This is a genomic window from Corynebacterium sp. NML98-0116, from assembly GCF_001767255.1.
In the GTDB taxonomy this organism is placed as follows: Bacteria; Actinomycetota; Actinomycetes; order Mycobacteriales; family Mycobacteriaceae; genus Corynebacterium; species Corynebacterium pseudogenitalium.
Genome location: NZ_CP017639.1, coordinates 1,074,331 through 1,097,176 on the forward strand (window position 1 = coordinate 1,074,331; position 22,846 = coordinate 1,097,176).

22 protein-coding genes are annotated in these 22,846 nt (G+C 56.3%); 18 read left to right on the forward strand and 4 right to left on the reverse strand.

The window, feature by feature from the left end; translation table 11 throughout:
• Nucleotides 1–6 precede the first annotated feature (6 nt).
• The 18 genes from BJP05_RS04765 to secG all read left to right on the forward strand — a co-directional run bounded on the left by BJP05_RS04765 (nucleotide 7) and on the right by secG (nucleotide 18,407).
• Nucleotides 7–2,016: a primosomal protein N' gene (locus tag BJP05_RS04765; protein WP_070362409.1), complete on the forward strand. Its 2,010-nt coding sequence runs from the start codon at nucleotides 7–9 to the stop codon at nucleotides 2,014–2,016.
• Between the two features lie 42 nt (nucleotides 2,017–2,058).
• Nucleotides 2,059–2,559: a peptide deformylase gene (def, locus tag BJP05_RS04770; RefSeq protein ID WP_070362410.1), complete on the forward strand. Its 501-nt coding sequence runs from the start codon at nucleotides 2,059–2,061 to the stop codon at nucleotides 2,557–2,559.
• Entirely contained in the window at nucleotides 2,559–3,491 is a 933-nt protein-coding gene (fmt, locus tag BJP05_RS04775; protein ID WP_070362411.1) for a methionyl-tRNA formyltransferase, read from the forward strand. Before def ends, fmt begins: the two co-directional genes overlap by 1 nt.
• A complete protein-coding gene (locus BJP05_RS04780; protein WP_070362412.1) occupies nucleotides 3,488–4,942 on the forward strand; it encodes an RsmB/NOP family class I SAM-dependent RNA methyltransferase in 1,455 nt (484 codons plus the stop codon). The genes fmt and BJP05_RS04780 overlap by 4 nt, the downstream gene beginning before the upstream one ends.
• Nucleotides 4,943–4,946: 4 nt before the next feature.
• Entirely contained in the window at nucleotides 4,947–5,612 is a 666-nt protein-coding gene (rpe, locus tag BJP05_RS04785) for a ribulose-phosphate 3-epimerase (protein ID WP_070362413.1), read from the forward strand.
• Nucleotides 5,612–6,574 carry a bifunctional diaminohydroxyphosphoribosylaminopyrimidine deaminase/5-amino-6-(5-phosphoribosylamino)uracil reductase RibD gene (gene ribD, locus BJP05_RS04790; RefSeq protein WP_143000882.1) on the forward strand — a complete coding sequence of 321 codons (963 nt, stop codon included), beginning with the start codon at nucleotides 5,612–5,614 and terminating at the stop codon, nucleotides 6,572–6,574. Before rpe ends, ribD begins: the two co-directional genes overlap by 1 nt.
• Nucleotides 6,574–7,161, forward strand: a complete 588-nt coding sequence (locus BJP05_RS04795; RefSeq protein ID WP_070362415.1) for a riboflavin synthase — start codon at nucleotides 6,574–6,576, stop codon at nucleotides 7,159–7,161. Before ribD ends, BJP05_RS04795 begins: the two co-directional genes overlap by 1 nt.
• An 11-nt stretch (nucleotides 7,162–7,172) precedes the next feature.
• A complete protein-coding gene (locus tag BJP05_RS04800; protein WP_070363512.1) occupies nucleotides 7,173–8,441 on the forward strand; it encodes a bifunctional 3,4-dihydroxy-2-butanone-4-phosphate synthase/GTP cyclohydrolase II in 1,269 nt (422 codons plus the stop codon).
• The gene (gene ribH, locus BJP05_RS04805) at nucleotides 8,442–8,930 is read left to right on the forward strand and encodes a 6,7-dimethyl-8-ribityllumazine synthase (protein ID WP_070362416.1); all 489 of its coding nucleotides are present in this window, start codon (nucleotides 8,442–8,444) and stop codon (nucleotides 8,928–8,930) included. It abuts the gene before it with no gap.
• Between the two features lie 45 nt (nucleotides 8,931–8,975).
• Nucleotides 8,976–9,509: a PH domain-containing protein gene (locus BJP05_RS04810; RefSeq protein ID WP_070362417.1), complete on the forward strand. Its 534-nt coding sequence runs from the start codon at nucleotides 8,976–8,978 to the stop codon at nucleotides 9,507–9,509.
• A 15-nt stretch (nucleotides 9,510–9,524) separates the two neighbouring features.
• Nucleotides 9,525–11,600, forward strand: coding sequence for an excinuclease ABC subunit UvrC (uvrC, locus tag BJP05_RS04815; RefSeq protein WP_070362418.1), 2,076 nt, complete (start codon nucleotides 9,525–9,527; stop codon nucleotides 11,598–11,600).
• A 13-nt stretch (nucleotides 11,601–11,613) separates the two neighbouring features.
• Nucleotides 11,614–12,504, forward strand: a complete 891-nt coding sequence (rapZ, locus tag BJP05_RS04820) for an RNase adapter RapZ (RefSeq protein WP_070362419.1) — start codon at nucleotides 11,614–11,616, stop codon at nucleotides 12,502–12,504.
• A gap of 37 nt (nucleotides 12,505–12,541) precedes the next feature.
• Nucleotides 12,542–13,510 carry a uridine diphosphate-N-acetylglucosamine-binding protein YvcK gene (gene yvcK / locus BJP05_RS10965; protein ID WP_070477072.1) on the forward strand — a complete coding sequence of 323 codons (969 nt, stop codon included), beginning with the start codon at nucleotides 12,542–12,544 and terminating at the stop codon, nucleotides 13,508–13,510.
• A 47-nt stretch (nucleotides 13,511–13,557) separates the two neighbouring features.
• Nucleotides 13,558–14,532 carry a DNA-binding protein WhiA gene (whiA, locus tag BJP05_RS04830; RefSeq protein ID WP_070362421.1) on the forward strand — a complete coding sequence of 325 codons (975 nt, stop codon included), beginning with the start codon at nucleotides 13,558–13,560 and terminating at the stop codon, nucleotides 14,530–14,532.
• Between the two features lie 381 nt (nucleotides 14,533–14,913).
• Nucleotides 14,914–15,927 (forward strand): type I glyceraldehyde-3-phosphate dehydrogenase, encoded by a 1,014-nt coding sequence (gap, locus tag BJP05_RS04835; RefSeq protein ID WP_070362422.1) that lies wholly within the window; start codon nucleotides 14,914–14,916, stop codon nucleotides 15,925–15,927.
• A 105-nt stretch (nucleotides 15,928–16,032) separates the two neighbouring features.
• Nucleotides 16,033–17,250 (forward strand): phosphoglycerate kinase, encoded by a 1,218-nt coding sequence (gene pgk / locus BJP05_RS04840; protein WP_070362423.1) that lies wholly within the window; start codon nucleotides 16,033–16,035, stop codon nucleotides 17,248–17,250.
• A gap of 24 nt (nucleotides 17,251–17,274) precedes the next feature.
• On the forward strand, nucleotides 17,275–18,057 hold the full coding sequence (tpiA, locus tag BJP05_RS04845; RefSeq protein WP_070362424.1) for a triose-phosphate isomerase: 783 nt from the start codon (nucleotides 17,275–17,277) through the stop codon (nucleotides 18,055–18,057).
• A 113-nt stretch (nucleotides 18,058–18,170) separates the two neighbouring features.
• Entirely contained in the window at nucleotides 18,171–18,407 is a 237-nt protein-coding gene (gene secG / locus BJP05_RS04850; protein ID WP_070362425.1) for a preprotein translocase subunit SecG, read from the forward strand.
• A 79-nt stretch (nucleotides 18,408–18,486) separates the two neighbouring features.
• On the opposite strand, the gene pgl is transcribed toward secG, so the two are convergent.
• Genes pgl through tal form a run of 4 tightly spaced genes read right to left on the reverse strand, consistent with a single transcriptional unit; the run spans nucleotide 18,487 to nucleotide 22,824 of the window.
• A complete protein-coding gene (gene pgl, locus BJP05_RS04855) occupies nucleotides 18,487–19,215 on the reverse strand; it encodes a 6-phosphogluconolactonase (RefSeq protein ID WP_070362426.1) in 729 nt (242 codons plus the stop codon).
• A gap of 25 nt (nucleotides 19,216–19,240) precedes the next feature.
• Nucleotides 19,241–20,155 carry a glucose-6-phosphate dehydrogenase assembly protein OpcA gene (locus tag BJP05_RS04860; protein WP_070362427.1) on the reverse strand — a complete coding sequence of 305 codons (915 nt, stop codon included), beginning with the start codon at nucleotides 20,153–20,155 and terminating at the stop codon, nucleotides 19,241–19,243.
• A 32-nt stretch (nucleotides 20,156–20,187) separates the two neighbouring features.
• Nucleotides 20,188–21,726 (reverse strand): glucose-6-phosphate dehydrogenase, encoded by a 1,539-nt coding sequence (gene zwf, locus BJP05_RS04865; protein WP_070362428.1) that lies wholly within the window; start codon nucleotides 21,724–21,726, stop codon nucleotides 20,188–20,190.
• Between the two features lie 12 nt (nucleotides 21,727–21,738).
• The gene (gene tal / locus BJP05_RS04870) at nucleotides 21,739–22,824 is read right to left on the reverse strand and encodes a transaldolase (protein ID WP_070362429.1); all 1,086 of its coding nucleotides are present in this window, start codon (nucleotides 22,822–22,824) and stop codon (nucleotides 21,739–21,741) included.
• Between the last annotated feature and the right edge of the window lie 22 nt (nucleotides 22,825–22,846).

A 22,846-nucleotide genomic window follows, 5' to 3' on the forward strand; every position in this document is an offset into this window, starting at 1 on the left:
GGCTGAATGTCGAAGCAGCCCGCAACCTTCCTTCCTGTCGCCAAGGTGCTACCCCAGCTTGGGTTGGCACATCTAGACCGCACCTTTGACTACTACGTAGCTGAGGAGCAGTCAGAAGATGCGCAGCCGGGAACGCGGGTGCGGGTGCGGTTCGCTGGTCGACTTGTTGATGGGTTGATTCTTGGCCGGACGGAGGCCCCTGAGCATGTACGTAACTTGCGGTTCCTCGAGCGCGTGATTTCATCGGAGGTCGTCGCTCCAATCCAGTTACGCCAGCTTGTCGACGCACTCGCTGAGCGCTATGCCGGCGTCAGGTCTGATATCTATCGCTCAGCGATCCCTCCTCGACATAAGAAAGCTGAAGAGACAGACACTTCTACACCTTGGGCGGAGCTTGGTGCGGCCACCGAGCCAGATCTTTCGGGATGGAGTACATATCAATACGGTGAATCATTCGTCGATGCTGTGCTTGCCAGAAAGCTAGTGCGAGCAGCGTGGCAGGTTGCACCAGGTGCTCCGTGGGCAGGTCCTGTTGCTGCTTTGGCTGCAAAAGTCGCGCTTGACGGTGGCGGAGCACTCATCGTCGTACCGGACCAGCGAGATGTAGATAGCCTCGAAGCACAGTTGAAGAAGGTGGTCGGGCCTCGGCAGATAAGCACGCTCACTTCTGCACAGGGTCCGCAGGCAAGGTATTCACGATATCTTTCGGCATTGCATGGGCAGGCCCGAATCGTGGTGGGGACTCGCTCTGCCGCGTTTGCGCCGGTACAGGATCTTCGACTGCTTGTGCTCATGGATGACGGCAACGACAATCTTGTTGATCCGCGTGAGCCGTATGTGCATGCTCGCGAGGTCTTGACGACGCGCTCCGCGCTTGAGCACGTCCCTTTAATCATCGGTGGTGTCGCAAGAACTGCAGAAACCCAAATGCTGGTCGAATCGGGTTGGATGCATGGGTTGGAGGCGTCGAAAGGCACGATTCGAGAGCGGATGCCGCGGATCTATGCAGCGGGGGATTCCGACATCGCACTAGAACGTGACCCACGTGCAAGGCAAGCAAGGCTTCCTTCTGCGGCGTTCCAAGCAGCAAAGCGGGCTCTTGAGCGTAATCGCCCGGTGCTGTTTCAGGTGCCTCGTGCTGGATACATTCGTGCGCTGGCTTGCGGTGATTGCCGCACTCCGTCGCGGTGTCGTGCGTGCAATGGACCGCTCGAGTTGCCACAAAGTGGGGATGCCTCCGCACCAACCTGCCGGTGGTGTGGCCGCATAGATCCGTCTTATCGTTGTGTTGCATGTGGTTCGCGAAAGCTGCGCGCAGTGGTATTGGGCACAGACCGGACGGCAGAGGAGCTTGGCCGAGCATTTCCTCATGTTCGTGTGCGGAACTCCTCGGGCGAGAAGGTACTCGCTGAGGTTGAGCCTCAGGCACAGCTTGTTGTAGCCACGCCCGGCGCGGAACCCGTAGTAGAAGGCGGGTACGGAGCAGCGGTGCTGATGGATGCGTGGGCGCTGCTGCAACGTCCAGACTTGCGAGCAGCTGAAGAGACATATTCGAGATGGATAGCGGCTGCAGCGCTGGTTGAGTCCCATGAACGCGGCGGGGAGGTCGTCGTGACCGCTGATCCGGGAATTGCGGTTGTGCAGTTCTTCCTGCGCTGGGATCCGTCCGGCTATGCGGCGCTTGAGCTTGGACATCGAAGAGAGGTTTCGTTTCCGCCAGCTGCTCACGTAGCAGTGGTGGACGCACCACGTGTCGCTTTGGAAGATTTTTTCGCACATACGACGCTTCCTTTAGCTGCTGAGTTATTGGGGCCTGTCGACTTACCGAGCGGGGTCTCATTACCTGGCACTTGGGACGAGCAGCAGTTCGGCCCTGCGCAGCGCATGCTGGTGAGGTGCGCAGTGCAAGAACGGAATGAGCTAGGTCGTGCTTTACGGGCTGGAGTGATCAGTAGAGCGACGCGCAAGCAGGATTTACCGCTGCGGGTGCAGGTTGACCCTCTGCATATTGGATAGTGTTGCGCCCGTGGAGCCGAGAGGTGGGTAGACTATCGATCCATGACAGTTCGCAGGCTTCGATTGCTCGGGGATCCTGTGCTCAATGAAGTAGCTCAAGAGGTTACTGAGTTTGGCGCTGGGATTCGCACGCTGGTCAATGACATGTTCGACACAATGGATAACGCAGGTGGTGTTGGCTTGGCTGCAAATCAGATTGGCCACAGCCTGAGGGTGTTCGTCTTCGATTGTCAGGGGCTTCGGGGACACATTGTGAACCCGTCGTGGTCGCCGCTTTCTGGGGATAGTCAGCTGGGTACTGAAGGGTGTCTGTCCATTCCCGGTGTTAGGGCCGATGTGGAGCGATATCGCTCCGTAGTCTGCAACGGTGTCGACGCAGAGGGACATCCGTTGTCGATCCTGGGAACAGGACTCCTCGCGCGGTGCATTCAGCACGAGACTGACCACCTTGACGGCGTTGTGTTCTTGGAGCGTCTGTCTGCGGAAGAAAAGAAACAAGCTATGTCACAAGTTCGAACATCAACGTGGTGGAAGGAACGGTAATGCGTATTGTGTTTGCTGGGACGCCAGAACCTGCAGTCGTGGCGCTGGAGGCGTTGCTTCATTCAGAGCATGAAGTAGTTGCGGTGCTCACGCGCCCTGACGCGCCGAAGGGGAGGGGGCGGACGCTTCACCCGTCGCCCGTTAAGAAAGTTGCGCTTGAGCATGGCATTGAAGTACTTGAGCCGAAGACATTGCGTGGTAATGCAGAAATCGTCGAACGTCTACGTGCGATTGCTCCAGATGCGATTCCCGTCGTAGCGTACGGCAACCTTGTTCCGCCTGAGCTGCTCGACTTGCCTCAGCACGGGTGGGTGAACCTCCACTTCTCGCTTTTGCCTGAGCTCCGGGGAGCGGCTCCAGTCCAGGCTGCAATCTTGTCGGGATTGACGACGACCGGTGCCACGACATTCCGCATCGATGAGGGACTCGATACAGGTCCAGTTCTGGCTACGTTTGAGGAAGCGATTTTGCCTACCGATACCGCGGACGATCTCTTGACCAGGCTTGCGTACAAGGGTGCTGACTTGCTTGTTGCCACGATGGATGGTCTCGCCAGTGGCAGCATAGTACCGGAACCCCAGCCCGTGGATGGCACATATGCCCCGAAAATTCAGAGCAAGGATGCTCGGATTCAGTGGGATTGTGACGCCGAAGTAGTTGATCGTACGATCCGCGCATACACGCCAGGACCTGGTGCGTGGACAATGCTCGGTGAGCAGCGTGTCAAAATCGGGCCGGTGTCGATTGGTGACTCGGATACGCTTGGCGCGGGCGAAGTGGCCGTCGAAAAGAATCGGGTGCGAGTTGGGACTGGGACAGTCGATGTGATCTTGCAAGAGATACAACCGCCTGGGAAGAAGCGTATGGCTGCAGATGCGTGGGGGCGCGGGCTCGCAACCGAGACTATTGAGGCAGGGGTGAAGTTTGTATGAGCGGAGGGTTCCGATCCCGGTCTGCGGGGCGTCGTAAGCCTGCCGCGGTAAGCAAGAAGACGGCGAAGGTTGCGCAAAAGCGAACCAACCAGCAAGCGCCAAAGGTTGATATTGGTGACCCTGCTCGTGAGGCAGCGTGGTCGACGCTGATGCGCGTCGACATAGACGGGGCGTTCGCGAACTTGGTCTTGCCAGGAATACTCCGTGAACACAAGGTGCGCGGCAAGGATGCTGCATTTGCCACGGAGCTGACGTATGGAGCACTGCGATCGCTCGGAGTGATTGATGCAGTTCTTCAGGAGTGCTCGAGCCGCGCTATTGCTGATCTCGATGCTGAGGTACGCGCAGCTCTGCGATTAGGCGCTTACCAGTTGCTGTACACCAGAGTCGGGCAGCATGCCGCGGTTGATACTTCTGTGCGCTTGGTTATCGGCGCTGGGAAACAGGGCGCGAAAGGTTTTGTTAATGCGGTGCTGCGAACGATGAGTCGGCAACCCTCGAAGCACTGGATAGACACCTGCAAGCCCAATGAGCCACTGGAGCGCATCGCGTTCGAGCACGCGCATCCTGTTTGGATTGCTCGTTCTTTTGCAACGGCGTTAGGGGTTGAAGCAGATGATCCGGAGCTGGCCGAGGCCCTCGAAGCTGACTCGGAGCGTCCCATCGTGCATCTTGTCGCACGGCCCGGCGAGATCTCCGCGGAGGAGTTGGCACTCATCACTGGTGGCGACATTGGCAAGTACTCCCCGTATGCCGTGTATTTGCCTGAGGGGAACCCAGGTGAGCTGCAGCCGGTACGTGATGGTTTCGCAGCGGTACAAGACGAAGGCTCTCAGTTGATAGCACGGGCACTTGTCCAAGCGACCGTCGCTGACGACCAGGGACGCTGGTTGGACCTCTGCGCAGGCCCGGGTGGCAAGGCTGCATTCATCGGTTCCTTGGCGGCAATTGATGGTGCACGCGTTGATGCAGTCGAGGTTGCGCCTCACCGTGCGGAGCTTGTGCAGAAGGCGACGAAAGGTTTGCCGGTCAGTGTTCGCACAGGGGACGCGACAACCATTGAGCTCGAGTCTGGATACGACCGAGTGCTTGTCGACGCCCCCTGTTCCGGCCTCGGATCGTTGAGGCGTCGGCCTGAAGCACGCTGGACGAAGCACGAGTCAGATATCGCTTCGCTCACCCAGCTACAGCTCAAGCTGCTCAACACAGCCATTACTGCGACAAAACCTGGTGGCGTAATCGTGTACTCGACATGTTCGCCAGATATTCGGGAGACCAGAGGCATCGTTGACGCTGTGCTGGCCACAGGCGAAGTCGAGGAGTGCGACGCACAGCAACTTGTTGCGCCAATGGAAAACGTCGGTCCACATCGTAGTGTGCAGATGTGGCCACACCGCCACGGAACTGACGCAATGTTCTTCGCAGTTCTTCGCAAGAAAACACTAGGGTAGAGGCATGATTTATATTGCGCCGTCCATCCTCGCCGCGAACTATGCAGCTCTCGGCGAAGATGTTGAGAAAGTTCCGAACGCCGACATGCTCCACGTAGACATCATGGACGGTCATTTTGTGCCGAACCTTTCTTTTGGTCCGGATGTGACCAAAGCAGTCAACGGGGTGACCGACCAGTTTCTCGACATGCACCTCATGATCGAGGAACCTGAGCAGTGGTTCGAGACCTATGCCAACGCTGGTGGTGATCGAATGATTTTCCACGTCGAGGCAACGAATGACCACGTCGCTGCTGCGAAGCAGTGCCGTGAATTAGGCGTGCAGGCGGGATTTGCTATTAAACCGGGCACACCAATCGAGCCATACCTCGACGATCTTGAGCATTTCGAGGAAGTGCTCGTGATGAGTGTGGAGCCCGGTTTTGGCGGACAGAAGTTCATGCCGGAAGTGCTCTCGAAGGTGTTTACCCTGCGTGACCACATTCGCGCTGCTGGCTTGTCCACGGTAATTGGGATCGATGGTGGCATCGCCAACTCCACAATTGCTCAGGCGGCCGAGGCCGGTGTGGACGCCTTCGTGGCTGGATCCGCAGTATTCGGCGCAGATAATCCCGCTGAAGCAGTAGATACGCTGCGTCGGATGGCAAAGGAAGCGGCTGGCGTCGCGTGATCGAAGCAGCTATCGCAGCAGGGGATGCAGTCCGCGGGACTACGAGTCCCAATCCACCAGTTGGATGTGCGTTGTATAGCCCAGACGGAGTTCTAGTCGCTACCGGTGCGACGGCCCCCGTCGGCGGGCCACATGCGGAGGTTCAAGCACTTCGTAAGGCAGGAGCTCGTGCAGAAGGCGCTACAGCCGTTGTCACGTTGGAGCCGTGTAACCACACTGGACGAACTGGCCCGTGCACAGAGGCACTGATTTCTGCGGGTGTTGCCAAGGTTGTGTATCTCACGGCTGACCCGAATCCTCTCGCTACAGGCGGTGCTCAGCGGCTTGAAGCCGCGGGTATCGACGTCCGCTTCGAGCCTTACCGCGTTGAAGCCCTTCAGCCTTGGATTTCCTCCATACGCCACAATCGGGTCAGCGTGACCGCGAAGTTTGCGATGACGTTGGATGGGTTCACCGCAGCGATTGACGGCTCCAGCAAGTGGATTACCGGACCTGAGGCGCGCCAGTTCGTGCACCGTGACCGCGCTCAACGCGACGCCATCATCGTTGGGACCGGAACCGCGATCACTGACAATCCTTCGCTCACCGCGCGTAGACCGGATGGAAGCCTGTATCCGCACCAGCCTCGCCGCGTTGTAATCGGCACGAGAGAAGTGCCCGAAGGAAACTTACGCGAGCTAGGCTTTTTGCAGTATCCGACCCCTGAGGCAGCATGCGCAGAACTTTGGGAACTTGGCTGCCGTGACGTACTTGTTGAGGGTGGAGCGAATCTCCTCAGCAGCTTCTTTACCCGCGGTGTTGTCGACCGGGTGCAAGCATATATTGCGCCAAAACTGCTAGGCCAAGGTCGCTCGGTGCTGGACGCTGCACTGGCGCGTACGATAGGCGACGCATTCGAATTTAAGATCTGCGACGTGCACCAACTTGGCGAGGACGTATTGATAGAAATGGAGACTGCATAGTGTTTACAGGACTGGTTGAGGAAGTTGGTTCGGTGGCGTCAATCGAGCCACTCGACGACGCAGTTCGGATCCGTATCGGCGCAGAGACCGTACTTGCAGGAGTGGAACTTGGAGACTCGATTGCTGTCGACGGGGTGTGTCTCACAGTAGTTGAGGCCACAGAAAATTCTTTTACTGCAGACGTCATGCTTGAAACTTTGCGTCGTTCCCGTATCGGTGAATACAAGGAAGCAACCCTGGTCAATCTTGAGCGCGCACTAGCAGTGGGAGACCGACTTGGTGGTCACATTGTGCAGGGGCACGTCGATGCAGTGGCGACACTTCAACATCGCTCGCCTGGTGAGCACTGGGACGTACTGCGGTTTTCGCTCCCTGAAAAAGTACGAAAGTACGTGGTGGAAAAGGGCTCTATCACGATCAGCGGGATCTCGTTGACCGTCTCTGCAGTAGGAGATGGTTGGTTTGAAGTCTCGCTCATCCCTGCGACCCTACAGGCGACGACCGCAGGTTCATGGAAATCAGGCGATTCGGTCAACATCGAAGTCGATATCATTGCCAAATACGTTGAGAACATGGTGAGGCACTAACATTGGGTTCCATGAATGCTCCTCAGGACTCCGTTGGACGTAATTCGCAGCTAGACACCGTCGAAGATGCAGTAGCAGCTATTGCTCGCGGTGAAGCAGTCGTTGTTGTTGACAACGAGGATAGGGAGAACGAGGGGGACCTCATCTTCGCCGCCGAGTTCGCAACCCCAGAGCTCGTAGCGTTTATGGTGCGATACACCTCCGGATACATTTGCGTCCCGCTCGAGGACGAGCGCGCAGATGAACTGCAGTTGCCACCGATGGTGGCGCACAACGAAGATGCACGAGGTACCGCCTATACGGTCACTGTCGATGCAGCGACAGGATCGACAGGTATTTCCGCAACATCGAGAGCTGAGACTATTCGACGCCTCGTCGATACGAAGTACGGGCCGCACGACTTCACTCGTCCGGGCCATATCGTGCCTCTGCGCGCACGCAAGGGAGGGGTGCTCACGCGGGATGGACATACCGAGGCCTCAATCGATCTCGCGCGCTTGGCAGGACTTACTCCGTGCGGTGTGCTCTGCGAAATTGTGTCCGAGGAGGATCCGACGGATATGGCGCGGTTTGATGAACTGCGCAAGTTCAGCGACCGGCACGGTCTCAAGATGATCTCCATCGAGCAGCTTATTGCGTATCGACGTCGCCACGAGATGTCAGTCGAACGCACGGTAGAAACCACACTTCCAACAGAGTTCGGGACGTTTTCCGCGTACGGCTATCGGAATCGCATTGATGGTTCCGAGCACATAGCGTTGGTGGTTGGGGACGTCGCGAACTGTGACGATGTACTTGTGCGGGTTCACTCCGAGTGCTTAACGGGGGATGCCTTTGCGTCAAAGCGGTGTGACTGTGGTCCGCAGCTCCATGAGTCCATGCGCCGGATTCAGGAAAAGGGTTGTGGTGTGCTCGTGTATGTTCGCGGGCACGAGGGGCGCGGTATCGGACTCCTCGCCAAGCTCGAGGCCTATCGCCTGCAAGACCAGGGCCTTGACACCGTTGATGCCAACCTTGAGCAGGGGCTGCCCGTCGATGCCCGAGAGTATTCGGTTGCCGGACAGATTTTGAAAGACCTTGGTATCATTTCGTTTACACTGTTATCCAATAATCCGGAAAAGGTGGAAGCGCTCAGCGGCTTCGGTCCGATCGTGAAAGAGCGGGCTCGAATCGAAATTGTGCCTACTCACGAGAACATCCGGTATTTACAAACCAAGCAGTTGCGCATGGGGCATGATCTCCCGTTGGCTGCTTCGTGGACTGAGCAGGAGGACGATTAGATGGCAAGTGTCGGTGCACCTGATGCGCAGACGATAAGTGGCGAGGGCTATACAGTCGCCATTGTTTCGACACTGTGGAACCAGAAAATCGTGGAGCGTCTCCGGGACCGGGCGATCTCGACTGCCCGAGAAATGGGTGCTAAGTATGCGGAATTTACCGTCGCTGGCGCGTTAGAATTGCCGGTTGTGGTGCAGGCCTGTGCTCAGCGTTACGACGCTGTCGTAGCGCTAGGGTGCGTAATTCGAGGTGAGACGGCGCACTTTGAGTACGTTTGTGACTCGGTGACCGCAGGGTTGACCCGCATCGCACTCGACGAATCAACGCCCGTCGGAAACGGAGTACTCACCGTCGAAGAAGAAGACCAGGCCTACGAGCGTGCTGGTGGAGAGGACGCGAAGGAAGACAAGGGCGCGGAAGCCGTGCAGGCAGCAATCGGTGCCCTCATCGAGCTTGAAAAAGTCCGAGCGACCCCGAAGAAGCATTCATAACTGAAAGAACGTAGCGTGTGCTACGGCAGCGAGGAGTAAAGAGTAGTGAGCGAAGAACAGTCGGTTGCACGCAAGATTGATGAAGCGGAGCTTGCATACCTCAACGCACTAGACCCACACGCTTCGATCTCGACTAAGCCGTGGGAGCTGACGATTCGGTCCCCATTTCTGAAGAAAGTCGCAGCTGTATGCATTCTTGTGCTGATGGCCGTGCACATCTTCATGGCCGCCGTCGTTGACGTGGAATTTTCGGGCCTCACAATTACGTGGCTCGACAAGTTTGCTTTCGTTGGAGTCGGTATCATCCTCTCGATTCTGACCTGGCTCGTGTTGACGCGGCCGTGCGTCCAGGTCAATGAGGATGGTGTCGAGGTAGCCAACATTATCGGGACGCGATTTTACCCCTGGCTAGTTATCTATGGGCTTTCGTTCCCAAAGGGCGCCCGAATGGCCAGGCTAGAGCTTCCAGACTTTGAATACGTTCCACTGTGGGCGATTCAGGCTGCAGATAAAGAGCTAGCGTTGCATGCAGTTGCGGAGTTCCGCGAGCTCGAAGCTAAGTACATGCCGTCAGAATAGGGAGCGCGGAGCGTTTTGGCTGATCCCACTTCCTACCGTCCGGCTCCAGGGACGATCCCCACCGACCCAGGTGTTTATAAGTTTCGCGACCCTCATGGTCGCGTCGTCTACGTCGGTAAGGCGAAGAACCTGCGAGCTCGACTCAGCAACTATTTCCAGCCACCGGCGCAGCTCCATCCGCGAACGCGCCAGATGGTATTTACCGCCAGCTCCGTGGAGTGGACGGTTGTAGCGAGCGAAGTTGAGGCGCTGCAGCTTGAGTACACGTGGATCAAGAAATTCGATCCCTGGTTCAACGTCATGTACCGGGATGACAAGACGTATCCCATGCTCGCTGTGAGCGTGAAAGAGCGCTACCCCCGGGCATTCTTCTACCGGGGGCCGAAACGAAAAGGTGTCCGCTACTTTGGGCCGTTCTCGCACGCGTGGGCCGTACGCGAAACGCTTGATCTATTGACGAGAGTGTTTCCGATTCGTACCTGTTCGAACGGTGTGTTTAATCGACATGAGTCGCTCGGGAGACCATGCCTGTTGGGCTACATCGATAAGTGTTCGGCACCGTGCGTACAACGTGTTGATCAACAGGAATATGACGAGATTGTTGCCGGGTTCCTCTCGTTTATGGGCGGACGAACAGAGCACGTTGTCAGATCCCTCAAGCAGCAAATGGCTACTGCGGCAGAAGAACTCGAGTTTGAAAAGGCAGCGCGTCTTCGCGATGACCTTGGCGCACTGGACAAAGTGATGGAGCGCCAAGCCGTAGTGCTCAGCAGCGATACGGATGCTGACATCATTGCTATCGACAGCGATGAGCTGGAAGCAGCTGTGCAAATCTTTAACGTTCGTGGTGGTCGCATTCGTGCCCAGCGAGGCTGGGTCGTTGAGAAGACCGGCGACGAACCCGGCAGTTTGGACCGGTTAGAAGAGGGGGAAAAGGACCCTGCAGTTCCCACACTGATGCAGGACTTTCTGGTTCAGTACTACTCAGATGCCGTTGAGCGTGACGCCCAGGAGCGAAAAGAAGACCTACAGATTACAGAGCAATTCCGACGAAGGGGCGTCGATAAGCAATCGCATCGCGAAGCGGTGCCGAGTATTCCGGTGCCGCGTGAAATCCTTGTTGCGGAACTTCCAGAAGAGTTGGCCGACGTCTCTACGCTATTGACACAGCTTCGAGGTGCGCAGGTTGACATCCGCGTGCCGCAACGTGGCGACAAAGCAGCGTTGCTGGAGACAGTCCACCGCAATGCCGCTGAAGCACTCCATCAGCACAAGCTGAAACGCGTAGGCGATCTCACTGCCCGTTCACAGGCATTGCAGGATATTCAGTCGGCGCTTGGCATGGATGAAGCTCCGTTACGAATTGAGTGCACCGACATTTCTCATATTCAGGGCACAGACGTTGTGGCGTCGCTGGTTGTGTTTGAAGATGGTCTGCCGAAGAAGAACGATTACCGGCGATACCAAATTAAAGAAGCAGCCGGCGATGGGCGCTCCGATGATGTTGGATCGATAGCTGAGGTCACTCGACGGAGGTTTAAGCGCTACCACGAGGACAAACTCGCCAATCCCGACGAAGAAGTAAGCAAGATGATGTTTGCGGAGGAGGCGAGTGAGGTCGCTTCCACCGGCAATCAACGATTTGCCTATCCACCACAATTGTTTATCGTCGACGGCGGAAAACCACAGGTAAACGCAGCGCAGGCGGTATTTGATGAGCTTGGTATCGTGGATGTGCAGCTCATCGGGCTGGCAAAGCGACTGGAAGAAATCTGGGTTGCCGATGACGATGAACCAATCATTTTGCCCAGAAACTGCGAGGGTATGTACCTGCTGCAACAGATACGAGACGAGGCTCATCGCTTCGCGATCACCTATCACAGACAGCAGCGTTCGAAACGGATGAGAGCATCAGTACTGGACAACGTACCGGGGCTGGGGCCTGCTCGGAGAAAAGAACTGGTGAAGCATTTCGGCAGTGTCAAACAGATTCGCAAGGCTTCGCTTGAGCAATTGCAGCAGGTAGCGGGGGTCGGGCCGAAGTTGGCAGAGACGATTTTCGAGCACCTACACAAGGACGTCGAAGCCTAGCTAGTATGGGCCTATGACTTCGCCTTTATTACCTGCATCCGAATCTCGTCGCCCTGTGATAATCACCGGGCTTTCTGGTGGTGGTTTGTCGACTGCCGCGAAAGTTTTTGAAGATAAGGGGTACTTCGTTTCCCAGAATCCGCCTCCGCAGCTCATTCTCGATCTTGTCGAGATGTCAACTGCGGACGATTCCCCCGTTGACCATCTCGCTGTAGTCACTGATGTACGTGCCAGGATGTTCAATGGCTCGTTAATGGAGACGATTGAGGCGATTGAGGCAAAAGGCCTATCTCCGTTCATCTTATTTCTCGACGCCCGCGATGAAGTCCTTATCCGCCGATTCGACAGTGTGCGACGTACGCACCCGTTGCAGGGCAATGACACGCTGAAAGAGGGGATCGAACGGGAGCGAAAGGAGATCGCCCCGGTTCGGGAGCGTGCAGATCTCATTATTGATACGACACACCTCTCAGTTCACGACCTGCGTCGGTCGATTGAGGCCTCTGTTGGCGACCTCTCTGCACCGAAACAGCACGTCACCGTGGAGTCGTTTGGGTTTAAACACGGGACCCCTCGTGATGCGGATTTAGTGTTGGACGTACGGTTTTTGCCAAATCCGTTTTGGATCCCCGAGCTTCGGGAGTTTCGAGGTATCGATGCACCAGTCGCAGACTATGTTCTGTCGCAGCCTGGAGCGAAGGCATTCGTCGATAACTTCTTGACAATGCTGAAGGATATGCTCAAGGGCTACCGTCATGAAGGTAAGGACTTTATCACTGTTGGGATCGGCTGCACTGGCGGGCACCACCGGTCAGTCGCAATTTCGGAGGAGATTGTACGCAGGCTTCGAGAGTCCGATGACGTGGACGTCAACGTCTTGCACCGTGACTTGGAACGCAACTAGCTGCTCTTTATCGTTGGAAAGAAGCACTGATTAAATTATGGGACCTGCATTTACTTGCCTTGGGGGAGGGCACGGTTTATACCAAACACTATTGGCGGCGCGGGCGGCTGAGGCTCGAGCCATCCACGCCGTGGTAACAGTTGCTGACGACGGAGGCTCATCCGGTCGGCTACGCCGTGAGATGGATATCATTCCGCCTGGTGACCTGCGGATGGCGCTCTCAGCCCTGACCGCGGATGACGAAGATGGCGCTCTGTGGAGAGATACATTACAACACCGATTTGGCGGAAATGGAGCGATGGCAGGGCACGCAGTTGGCAATCTGCTCCTTGCCGGACTAAGCGAGGAACTCGGCGATATTCAGCAAGCGTTGGACGTCATCGGCTCATGGACAGGCGCACAGGGCAGGGTTGTTCCTATGAGTCCTATGCCTCTCGACATTGAGGCCGATGTCGCGGGGTTAGACGACGACCCCCGTGTTTTGCGTTCTGTTCGCGGTCAAGTTGCCGTTGCCACCACACCCGGAACTGTGCGACGCGTCCGCCTTTTGCCCCACAATCCTCCCGCAACCGACGAAGCAGTGCAGGCGATCATGGACGCAGAAGTGGTGACAATCGGGCCTGGATCGTGGTTTTCGTCGGTGATTCCGCATCTACTCGTTCCGGACATTGTCCGCGCGTTGAATGAGACGTCCGCGTTGGTAGTTGTAGTGCTGAATCTTTCTCCGGAGGCAGGAGAGACACCGGGATTTAGCACGGAACGCCATATTCATGTCTTCGAGCAGCACGCTCCGAACCTGCATGTTGATGTGTTCCTGGCTGATAACTCAATTAGCCCGACGGAGGGCGAACGCGTTCATCTTGGGCGCGCCGCGGATCGAGTTGGTGCAACTGTACTGTTCCGAGATATTCATGAAGTTGATGATCAGCACCGCAACACAAACCGGCATGATCCACGCAAGCTTGCACATGAGCTGCTATCTCTCGTTCGTGATTTTCACGCATAACGTGCGCTACACTAATCCACCGATGTTTTTGTAGAAAGGATCACTCGGTGTCGCTGACCGCCAAAACCAAAGAAGAGCTGCTTCGAACTCCAATAGGAGCGAAGTCTGCCGCGGCCGCCGAGGCATCCGCGTTAGTTCGGTTTGCAGGAAAACTTGACGCCTCAATCCACGGGGTAACTATGATTGCGGATTTCGCGGAAGAGGCGGTGGCACGTCGCTTAATCCTGATTCTTGAAACTCTTTTCATGAGCTCACCAAAGTTCGCCGTGGTTTCACCTGGCTCGGCGACAAAGGAAACGAAATACGAAGTACGTCTAGATACTGGTGTTGAAGCGCTGTATCGGCGTCTAAATCTTCGGACGCAGTCTGGTCATCTCGTGGTAGGTATGCCCCCGCAAATCGTTTCGGGAGAAATTGCTGAAGTTGAAGCCGCGTGGCGGGGTGCGTTCCTCGCTAGGGGAGCGCTCACAGAGCCGGGCCGAACTGCCGCTTTAGAGGTCGAGTGCCCATGCGAGGAAGCTGGGCTTGCCCTAGTGGGGTTAGCGCGTCGTCTTGGGTGCCACATCAGAATGCGGGAGACTCGCGGTGTTGAGCGTGTACATGTCCGTGATGCGGAGACGATAGGGGTGCTTCTCAGTCGAATGGGTGCGCCTCTTGCTCGCCTGGAGTGGGACGCAAAACTTCGGGAGAAGCAAGCGCAGATGCGTGGCGGTCAACGGTTGGCAACTTTTGACGACGCCAACACCCGCAGAAGCGTACATGCTGCGACGGTAGCCGCTCAGCGTGTGGAACGTGCGATGGAGATCCTCGGCGACGATGTGCCTGAGCATCTCGCCGAAGCCGGATACCTGCGTGTTGAGCACCGGCAAGCCTCGCTTGAAGAACTTGGCCGGTTGGCTGACCCACAGATGACGAAGGATGCGGTCGCTGGGCGAATTCGTCGGCTGTTGTCCCTTGCTGACAAGCGGGCTGCTGAGCTCGGTATAGCGAACACTCGCGGTAAAGACACGAAGGCAACATAGAGCGTTCTGGGGCGCTCCCAGACCGTCCTGTGTGCAACATCACAATTCCGGGGGATAGCGCACAAGCAGCTTCGCCAGATACGCCCCGCGGGGGTAAAAGAGATTACCTTTGTCGTTGTTTGAGTCGCATTAGGTGTGGCTTTGGCGGTAAACAGACATTCATGCTTGGTGAAATTATGAGACGATACCCCCGGTTTCGCCGTCTCTTTGGTGATGCACCTTTAGGGCGTCTCTTGCGGCATCGTGGCCATGCACATGTTGAAATCTCTCGCTAAACTGATGAGCAACGGGCTGAACCAAGGAGCTCACCGAGAACGGAAAGAGATTGGTACCGGCCCATCAGCAAGTCTCAACAATTTCCGACATAGAGGAGTAAAGACTGTGACTATTCGTATTGGCATTAATGGCTTTGGTCGTATCGGCCGCTCGGCATTCCGCATCATCCTGGATCAGTACTCGAGCGACCTTGAGGTCGTGAAGATTAATGACCTGACCGACAACAAGACTTTGGCCCACCTTGTCAAGTACGACACAGCGTATGGCCAGCTCGGCCGCGACGTTGAGTACGACGAGTCCTCCATCACCGTTGATGGTCACCGCATCGAGGTTACCGAAGAGAAGGACCCATCCAAGCTCGCATGGGGCGACGCAAACGTCGACATCGTCCTTGATTGCACCGGCCGCTTCACCGATGGCAATGACGCAAAGGCTCACATCGAGGCTGGCGCTAAGAAGGTCATCATCTCCGCACCGGGTAAGAACGTCGATGGCACCTACGTCTGGGGCGTCAACCACACCGACTACAGCAATGATCAGCAGATTATCTCCGCTGCATCTTGCACCACGAACTCCCTTGCACCAGTCGCGAAGATTCTGGAAGAGCAGTTCGGCATCAAGTCCGGTCTGATGACCACCATTCACGCTTACACTGGCGACCAGCGCATTCAGGACGCACCTCACAAGGACCTGCGTCGTGCCCGTGCAGCAGCTCAGAACATCGTCCCAACGACGACGGGTGCTGCTAAGGCAGTTGCCCTGGTTCTGCCTGCACTTGAGGGCAAGCTGGATGGCTTCGCAATGCGCGTGCCAACGATCACCGGTTCCGCAACCGACCTGACCGTCGAGCTGAGCAAGGACGTCACCGTTGATGAGGTGAACGCAGCAATCAAGAAGGCTGCTCAGGACCCAGAGTTTGGCAAGGCGCTTGAGTACACCGAGGATCCAATCGTTTCCTCCGACATCATCGGCAACACCCATGGTTCCATCTTCGATGCTGGGATGACCCGCGTCATCGACGGCAACCTGGTCAAGCTGATTGCTTGGTACGACAACGAGTGGTCCTACACCTCTCAGTTTGTCCGCATGACGAAGCACGTCGCGGATAACTTGGCATAAGACCTAGAACGGCCCGGGTGTGCAGTACGCACACTTCGGGCCATTTCTTTCGCTACTGTTTGAAAAGAAAACTACTGCAAACAACAGTCAACTGAGGAGAGTCCCATGACAATGAAAACGCTGCAACAGCTTCTGGATGAAGGCGTCGAAGATCGCCACATCCTGGTCCGTTCTGACTTCAACGTTCCGCTTGATGAGGACGGCAATATTACCGATGCTGGTCGTATCGACGCATCACTGCCAACTTTGAAGGCGCTCTTGGAAGGTGGCGCGAAAGTCATTGTCATGGCTCACCTCGGCCGCCCAAAGGGGGAAGTGAACCCTAAGTTCTCCTTGAAGCCAGTGGCTGAAGCCCTAAGTGAGCGCCTAGGTCAGTTCGTAGCGCTCGCCGGTGATGTTTCTGGTGAGGATGCACATGAGCGGGCAAATGGGCTTACCGGTGGCGAGATTCTGCTTCTCGAGAATGTACGCTTTGACCCACGCGAGACCTCGAAGGACGAGGCTGAGCGCACTGAGTTCGCAGCTGAGCTTGTAGCACTAGCTGCGGACAACGGCGCGTTTGTTTCTGACGGTTTCGGTGTAGTACACCGCGCTCAAACCTCCGTCTACGACGTTGCTAAGAAGCTTCCTGCCTACGCTGGTTACCTCGTCGAGAAGGAAGTCAAGACTCTGAGCAAGGTGAAGGATGCTCCAGATCATCCATACGTTGTTGTGCTTGGCGGTTCGAAGGTTTCCGACAAGTTGGGAGTCATCGAGGCACTTGCGGCGAAGGCCGACAAGGTAATTATCGGTGGCGGCATGTGCTACACCTTCCTGGCTGCACAGGGCTACAACGTTCAAAACTCTTTGTTGCAGGAAGACATGATTGAGACCTGCAAGGACCTCATCGGCCGTTTCGGCGACAAGCTGCTATTGCCTGAGGACCTGATCGCAGCGTCTGAGTTTGCAAAGGATGCAGAGAAGCAGACCGTCGCGGCCGACGCTATTCCGGAAGGCTGGATGTCTCTCGACATTGGCCCGAAGACTGCCGCGCGTTATGGTGAGGCGCTGAAGAGCTCGAAGACCGTGTTCTGGAACGGGCCAATGGGCGTTTTCGAGTTTCCAGCGTTCGCCTCTGGCACAAAAGCCGTTGCTGAAGCAATGATCGCTGCTACGAAGGACAACGGGTCCTTCACGGTGGTCGGTGGCGGCGATTCCGCAGCATCTGTTCGCATTCTGGGCCTCGATGAGGCTGGGTTCTCCCACATCTCTACGGGCGGTGGCGCATCGCTCGAGCTGATCGAGGGCAAAGAGCTGCCCGGCGTTGCTGTACTTGGACAGTAGTCGTTGTTGAAAAGGAGTATGAATATGTCTCGCAAACCACTGATTGCTGGTAACTGGAAGATGAACCACGACCATCTCGAAGCAATCGCTTCGGCCCAGAAACTCGCGTTCGCTTTCCCGAAGGACGGCTATGAGTTCGTGGACGTTGCATTGACCGTGCCGTTTACCGACCTTCGTTCTATCCAGACTCTCGTTGAAGGCGACAAGCTGCAGATCACATATGGTGCACAGGACGTGTCAGCACACGATGCTGGTGCCTACACTGGTGAAGTTTCGGCCACAATGCTGGAGAAGCTTGGCTGCACGTGGGTAGTTGTCGGCCACTCAGAACGCCGTGAGTACCACGGTGAGGACGATGAGCTAGTTTCCCGCAAGGCAAAGAAGGCACTTGAGCACGGCATGAACCCAATCGTGTGTGTCGGTGAGCCGCTAGACATTCGCGAACAAGGCACCCATGTCGACTACGTCGTAGAGCAGACGAAGAAATCCCTGGACGGTTTGAGCAACGAGGAGTTGGAGAAGACCGTCATTGCATATGAGCCGGTATGGGCTATCGGCACTGGCAAGGTTGCCTCTGCCTCCGATGCGCAGGAAGTGTGCCAGGCTATTCGCGGCCTGATCTGTGACTTGGCCGGTGATGCGGTTGCTGATGGCATCCGTATTTTGTACGGCGGATCCGTAAAGACGGAAACTGTCGGTGAGATCATCGCTCAGCCTGATGTTGACGGTGGTCTTGTCGGAGGTGCGTCTCTTGACGGCCAGGATTTCGCGAAATTGGCTGCTGCGGCTGCCCAGGCAGTACAGTAGATTTGCAAGACATGTCGCTCGGACCAGAGCGCGTCGAATAACACCATTCGGTGACTTCGTGTAGTCTGGTCCGAGTTACATCAATGTAGGTTTTATAGTGAGGATTTACCACCATGACGTTGGCTCTTGAGATCGTGCTCGTAATCGCTGCGGTCTTGATGACAGTGTTCGTGCTGCTTCACAAAGGCAAGGGAGGCGGGCTTTCGAGCCTGTTCGGTGGTGGCGTGCAGGCTAACCTGTCCGGCTCCACTATCGTGGAGAAGAACCTCGACCGTTACACGGTTATCATTACGCTCATCTGGCTTGTATGCATCGTGGGCCTGAATCTTATTCAGACTTTTGCTGCTTAGCCGCTAGCAAAAGGCCCGCCTGGAGCAATAAGCTTCCGGCGGGCCTTTTCGTTGGTCAGAAATCCGAATCTGCGGGAATCTAACGTGGTGCCGCGTCGTCGGTGACCCACAAGATCGTTTCTTCCTTGCCGACAGCACCGGCCGCTGGCCAGTCAAGATACTCTGCCCGGTTTGCAACTGCGGACGCAGCTTCTGCCTTCTCTGCACCAGAAACAAGAAGCCAGACCTTTTGTGCTTTCCGAACAGCAGGTAGTGTCAACGAAACACGTTCCGCAGGTGGTTTTGGTGAATCCGTCACAGCAACAACCAGAGCGGCGTCCTCTCTCACAGCAGGCGTATGTGGGAATAGCGAATTAATGTGGCCTTCACCGCCCATTCCCAGTAGATGGAGGTCGAACCCCTCAGGCGCCTCAACTTTCAGGTGCGCTTCATAACGAGTGACAGCGGGCTCCATCGTCCCTCCGTCCAACCCATACCCGAAAATGTTTCCTTCTGGGATATCTATATGATCGAGCAACGCTGCCCGGGCCTGGCCTTCATTCGAATCAGGATGGCTGACGGCTACGTTGCGCTCGTCGCCAAAGAATAGCTTCACCCTGGACCAGTCGATATCTGATGAAACTAGGGCTGCAAGGAACCGGATTCCGGCTGTTCCGCCAGTAAGCACAACACGTGCGGTTCCGTCGCCGTTTACACCACCGGTAGGGGAGCTGTGGATCTCTGAAATCAACGTTTGGAATGCGGAGGTGGAGACGTCGATAAGCTGTTCCAGGTTTGTAAAGGTGTTGGTCTTGACTGTATTGGACATCCGTCGACCCTCTTTCGGTGCGAAGTTAAGGGAGGTTATGTAACAATGCCCGAGCATACATGGCGTCAGGATCGAGGTGGCGTAGCTCCTCAGCGAGGCATTCTGCGTCCGAGCGAGCACTCAGTGCAACAAACGCATCAGGGTATCCCGGTACGGAAACTCGCACGGTGTGCTCATCAACAATTTGTACCTGCACAGAGCCTTGTTCGCAGTCCAGCGATAGGTGTTGGATTGGGGAGCCAGGAATGGCGTCGGCGCCTGCTACGTTTTGCACGGTTACCTCAACGCCAAAGCAGGCATCGAGCCAAGAGGCTGCGATTTGTACGCTTGGATGCTCGGTAATACCGCTGAGCAAGATCCGGCGTGGTTGCTGTTTATAGCGGTCGAAAGCTGAGGCGACAACGCCGCGCCATGGCGTGATTTTAGACCACATCATGTCCGAATCACCTGGGACGTACGCCTTAGCCAGCTGCTCTATGCATTCTGCCCCCATAGTGCGCCACGCATTCGTGATTCTGCGGTGCGCGATATTACCCAGCTCTGCTTCTGCAGGAACATCTGGCACAGTTGTGGGCCACCAAGCAACGATAGGGGTATCGGGCAGCAACAGCGGGGTGACCACCGCGTCAAGATGCTGGGTAAGTTCACCGTGGAGAGTCATGACAACCATCTCAGAGGCGCCAGCGTCCGCCGCGACGATTACCTCTGCATCCATCCAGGTTTGCTCGCTCTGGCAGTCGAGCAACAAGACGAGAACTCGAGCCGGGTGCTCCATGGTCGCGTTCCGGACCGTCTCCAGAATAGAATCGACATCATCCTCCGCATGTGCAGCAACCAAGAGCGTGAGCACGCGCCCGGTCGCCAACGAGTAATTTTCACGAGCCTCTAGGAGCGCTGTGGACACATCGCGGGTGGTCGTGTCGGGAAGAGTGACAATCAAGGATTAAGCCTCACGTTCGTTGTTTGCACACATTATGGACGACGCCATTGGCGGCCGTCCTTGGCCAGCATCGCGTCTGCTGATGCGGGCCCCCAAGTGCCCGCGCGGTATTCATCTGGATGTCCGTGCGACTCCCAGTAGTTGAGAATTGGATCGAGGATTTCCCAGCTCCGCTCGACTTCCGCATTGGTTGGAAACAAGCTAGATTCGTCGAGTAGTGCATCGAGGATGAGCCGCTCGTATGCTTCGGGAGACTGTTCCGTAAATGCCTCTGCGTACGAGAAATCCATGTTGACATCCCTAACTTCAAATGCAGTTCCAGGCACCTTGGAACCAAAGCGCATCAGCACGCCTTCGTCCGGCTGCACGCGGATAACGACTGCATTGTTCGTAAGTAGTTTTGTCTGGTCGTCTTCGAACGGCTGGTACGGAGGACGCTTAAAGACCAGGGCAATCTCAGTCACTCGACGCCCGAGGCGCTTACCAGTGCGAAGGTAGAAAGGAACACCTGCCCAGCGACGCGAGTTTATCTCTAACGTACAGGCCGCATAGGTTTCGGTTGCAGAGTTGGGGTCAAACCCGGACTCCTCCCGGAGCCCGATTACGCGTTCAGAACCTTGCCAGCCCGCTACGTATTGGCCGCGTGCGGTCGTCTCATCGAACGGCTCGACGGGAGTCGTAGCGCGGAGGACCTTGAGTTTCTCCGCACGAAGACGCCCCGGGGAGAACGACGTCGGCTCCTCCATAGCGATCAAGGCGAGCAGCTGAATCAGGTGGTTTTGGATGACGTCTCGTGCTGCACCAATACCGTCGTAATAGCCTGCGCGGCCGCCGAGCCCAATATCTTCAGCCATCGTGATTTGTACGTGGTCGATGTAGTGCGAATTCCACACTGGTTCAAACATCTGGTTTGCGAAACGCAGCGCCATAATGTTCTGCACGGTTTCTTTGCCGAGATAGTGATCGATTCGGAATACGGATCGCTCCGGGAACACTGAATTCACTACTCGGTTTAGCTCTTTGGCGGATTCCAGATCATGCCCGAATGGCTTCTCGATGATCACTCGGCGCCAGCCGTGGTCTTGAGGCTGTGCCATTCCACTGCGGTCCAGCTGGTGGACAACGCTCGAAAAGTGCTCGGGCGGCACAGAAAGGTAAAAGGCCCAGTTTCCGTTCGTCCCCCGTGTTTCATCGGTCGAGCGCAGTGTATTGGCTAGGGCGTCGAACGCGGCGTCGTCATTAAACGAGCCCGAGACGAACTGCATACCTTCTGCGAGCCGGTCCCAAACGTTCGTATTAAACGCGGTGCGGGAAGATGCTTCAACGGCTTCACGCACATAGTCCTCAAAATCTTGTTTAGACCAGTTTCGACGCCCAAACCCGACGAGAGCAAAGCCCGGTGGGAGGAGACCCCGGTTCGCGAGGTCGTAAATTGCCGGCAGGAGCTTTTTCCGAGCTAGATCTCCAGTTACACCGAAGATCACCATCCCAGACGGACCCGCAATGCGGGGAAGCCGCTTATCCTCGGGGGACCGAAGCGGGTTCACCCAATGCGTGCTCTCGTCACTCACATGTACTCCTTTTTATTGCAGCTTTTCCGACATGGAATTTAGCAATTCTTGCCACGCATCAACAAACTTATCGACGCCCTCCTGCTCGAGGACTCGCACGACATCAGACAAGTCGATTCCTGCAGCGGTGATAGCGTCAAACGTCTTCTGCGCGTCGTCAGCACTGGCAGACAAAGTATCGCCGTGAAGACTGTCGCTAGCCAGGGTGGCGTCGATAGTTGATTCCGGCATGGTGTTGACCGTGTTTGGGCCAGCCAGCTCAGACACATACAACGTGGCAGGGTACTCAGGGTTCTTTACACCAGTCGAGGCCCACAGCGGGCGTTGAACGTTGGCACCAGCTGGAAGGTCATCCAACGAAGAAAATTCCTCAAGGAACAAGCGGTATGCCAGTTGAGCGTTTGCCACGCCTGCTTTGCCTCGCAACGCAAGTGCTTCAGAAGTAGCAATTTGCTCAAGGCGAGCATCGACTTCGGTGTCCATGCGAGACACGAAGAATGAGGCAACAGAATGAATGGTTGAGACATCGTGGCCGTTGGCTGCAGCCTGCCGAATACCTTCCTTGTACGCGCGAATGACCTCGCGGTAGCGCTCCACAGAGAAGATCAGCGTGACATTCACTGAAATACCAGCTGCCAGTGCTGCTGTGACTGCTGGCAACGAGGCGTCTGTGGCTGGAATCTTGATCATTGCATTCGGTTTACCCACGCGTGCCCACAGCTCTTTCGCTTGAGCGATCGTCTTCGCTTCGTCGTGAGCATAGCGGGGGTCAACCTCGATGGAAACGCGACCATCAAGGCCGTCGGTCGCATCGTAGATGTCCTGGAAGATGTCGCACGCGTCGCGGACGTCGTCAATGCTCATCGCGTAAACCGCCTCGTCGGGGCTGGCACCTGACGCTCTCAACTGTTGGATTTGCTCGTCGTACGCGCTTCCAGTCGACATTGCTGAAGCAAAAATTGCAGGGTTGGTTGTCACGCCAACGACCGACTTCTCACGTTTGACTGCTTCTAGATTGCCAGTGGCGATGCGCTGGCGAGAGAGATCATCCAGCCAAGTGGACGTGCCGAGCTCCCGAAGCCTTTCAACTGTGTTCATGCTCAGATTCCTTTCTAAAAAA

Excerpts from the sequence above, each read along its gene's own strand:
- BJP05_RS04765 (WP_070362409.1), top strand. The coding sequence starts at position 7 with ATGTCGAAGCAGCCCGCAACCTTCCTTCCTGTCGCCAAGGTGCTACCC.
- def (WP_070362410.1), top strand. The coding sequence starts at position 2,059 with ATGACAGTTCGCAGGCTTCGATTGCTCGGGGATCCTGTGCTCAATGAA.
- fmt (WP_070362411.1), top strand. The coding sequence starts at position 2,559 with ATGCGTATTGTGTTTGCTGGGACGCCAGAACCTGCAGTCGTGGCGCTG.
- BJP05_RS04780 (WP_070362412.1), top strand. The coding sequence starts at position 3,488 with ATGAGCGGAGGGTTCCGATCCCGGTCTGCGGGGCGTCGTAAGCCTGCC.
- rpe (WP_070362413.1), top strand. The coding sequence starts at position 4,947 with ATGATTTATATTGCGCCGTCCATCCTCGCCGCGAACTATGCAGCTCTC.
- BJP05_RS04800 (WP_070363512.1), top strand. The coding sequence starts at position 7,173 with ATGAATGCTCCTCAGGACTCCGTTGGACGTAATTCGCAGCTAGACACC.
- ribH (WP_070362416.1), top strand. The coding sequence starts at position 8,442 with ATGGCAAGTGTCGGTGCACCTGATGCGCAGACGATAAGTGGCGAGGGC.
- rapZ (WP_070362419.1), top strand. The coding sequence starts at position 11,614 with ATGACTTCGCCTTTATTACCTGCATCCGAATCTCGTCGCCCTGTGATA.
- yvcK (WP_070477072.1), top strand. The coding sequence starts at position 12,542 with ATGGGACCTGCATTTACTTGCCTTGGGGGAGGGCACGGTTTATACCAA.
- pgk (WP_070362423.1), top strand. The coding sequence starts at position 16,033 with ATGACAATGAAAACGCTGCAACAGCTTCTGGATGAAGGCGTCGAAGAT.
- tpiA (WP_070362424.1), top strand. The coding sequence starts at position 17,275 with ATGTCTCGCAAACCACTGATTGCTGGTAACTGGAAGATGAACCACGAC.
- secG (WP_070362425.1), top strand. The coding sequence starts at position 18,171 with ATGACGTTGGCTCTTGAGATCGTGCTCGTAATCGCTGCGGTCTTGATG.
- pgl (WP_070362426.1), bottom strand. The coding sequence starts at position 19,215 with ATGTCCAATACAGTCAAGACCAACACCTTTACAAACCTGGAACAGCTT.
- tal (WP_070362429.1), bottom strand. The coding sequence starts at position 22,824 with ATGAACACAGTTGAAAGGCTTCGGGAGCTCGGCACGTCCACTTGGCTG.